The sequence below is a fragment of the Clostridioides sp. ZZV15-6598 genome, assembly GCF_020657705.1.
In the GTDB taxonomy this organism is placed as follows: domain Bacteria; phylum Bacillota; class Clostridia; order Peptostreptococcales; family Peptostreptococcaceae; genus Clostridioides; species Clostridioides difficile_F.
The window spans coordinates 1-1,721 of the sequence record NZ_JAGWCS010000258.1 but is presented as its reverse complement, the minus strand read 5'-3'; the positions used below and the strand labels follow the sequence as shown (position 1 = coordinate 1,721).

Below are 1,721 nucleotides of genomic sequence, written 5' to 3'. Positions count from 1 at the left end.
TTAATACACTAGAATAGGAGGAAGTATGAATTTTGAATTAGATAATACATCTCCCATTTATTTGCAAATAATAAAGCATATAAAGAGACAAATAGTAACCGGAGAATTAAAACCAGGAGAAACAATACCATCAAGAAGAGAAATGGCACTTAATTTAAAAGTAAATTTAAATACTGTTCAAAGAGCATATAAGGAGATGGGTGATATGAATATAATAAATACTTTTAAAAACTATCAGAGTAGCGTGACAGTTGATGAAAATATATTAAAAAATCTAAAACTAGAACTAATAAATGAATCTTTAGTTGTATTTATAGAAGATATGAAGGCTATAAATGTTACTAAAGAAGAAGTTTTAGAGATAATAGAAGATAGATATTAGTTTTTTAATAAATATAAACACTTAACTTATAAGGTTAATTGTACAAGCATATTAAATATGGAGGACACTAATATGATAGAAATTAAAAATGTAAGCAAAACATATAAAAGAATGCAAGGGATAAAAGTAAAAAAAATAGATGCTTTAAAGAATGTAAGCTTTAATATTGAAAAAGGAAAAATAACAGCTTTACTTGGGATAAATGGTGTTGGTAAGTCAACAATATTAAAAGCAATAGCAGGACTTATAAAAATTGACAGTGGAGAGATTTTAATAGATGGAGAAAAAATGAATAAAAATATATATAATAAACTTGCATTTGTTCCAGATGTAGAATCTCACTTTAGTAATACAACAATAAAAGAGTCATTTGAATTTATGGAAATTTTTTATCCAAGATGGAATAAAGAAAAATCAAAAGAAATGATGGATATATTTAAACTGAATGAGAATGAAGTAATTGACAATTTATCTAAAGGAAATATTGCAAGAGTAAAGTTAATACTTGGATTTTGTCAAGACCCAGACTATATATTACTTGATGAACCATTCACAGGAATCGACTTGTTTAAAAGAGAAGAATTTATAGGGGTAATAGCACAATATATGAAAGAAAATCAAGCTATTATTATAACAACTCATGAGATAGTAGAAATAGAAAGTTTAGTTGATGAAGTTATAATTCTTGATGAAGGTAAAATAATAACATCATTTAATGCAGAAGAGTTAAGAGAAAGAGAGGGCAAGTCTATATTAGATAAAATGAGGGAGGTATATAAGAATGAATAAGCTTCTATGTCTAATAAATGTAGATTTAAGGAGAAATAAGAGGTTTTATATGGCTTATATATCTTTTTTATCTTTAATTACACTGGGCCTAAATTTATTTGAAATTATTAAATTTAAGAACTCTAAATTTATTATAAATCTAGCAATAGAGGATTTTGGAGGTGTATTTTATGGAATAGGTGTAATTGGGAATCTTAGATATATCCAAACAATTTTACTGTACGGAATATTGGGAATGTTTACATACTATATTTTTATGTGGAAAAGGGATTTCTTTTCTAAAAATCAAAGTATTTATACTTTAATGATGTTACCTCAGGATAAATTTAAGCTTTGTATATCTAAGTCAATCGCTTTGATAACAATGGTATATGGTTTTTTGATAAGTCAGATAGCAACATTATTTATATGTAAATATATATTTAATTTTGTTTTTAGAAATATTCCAATAGCTAATATGTCATTTGCGCAGGATTTATATTATTCAAACTTAAGAAGTATCCCAATCGACTTTATCTCTTTTATAACAATTTATATAGTTTTATTGCTC

At 25.4% G+C, this 1,721-nt stretch carries 3 protein-coding genes; all 3 read left to right on the top strand.

All coding sequences use genetic code 11. The features are described from left to right. The first annotated feature begins 25 nt into the window (after positions 1-25). Complete coding sequence (locus KGF50_RS21345) at positions 26-382, top strand: GntR family transcriptional regulator (RefSeq protein ID WP_227849922.1); 357 nt, start codon at positions 26-28, stop codon at positions 380-382. Positions 383-454: 72 nt separating this feature from the next. Further along, the gene (locus tag KGF50_RS21340; RefSeq protein ID WP_227849921.1) at positions 455-1,171 is read left to right on the top strand and encodes an ABC transporter ATP-binding protein; all 717 of its coding nucleotides are present in this window, start codon (positions 455-457) and stop codon (positions 1,169-1,171) included. Continuing rightward, a partial coding sequence (locus tag KGF50_RS21335) for an ABC transporter permease (RefSeq protein WP_227849920.1) occupies positions 1,164-1,721 on the top strand: 558 nt, incomplete at its 3' end. The genes KGF50_RS21340 and KGF50_RS21335, both read left to right, overlap by 8 nt.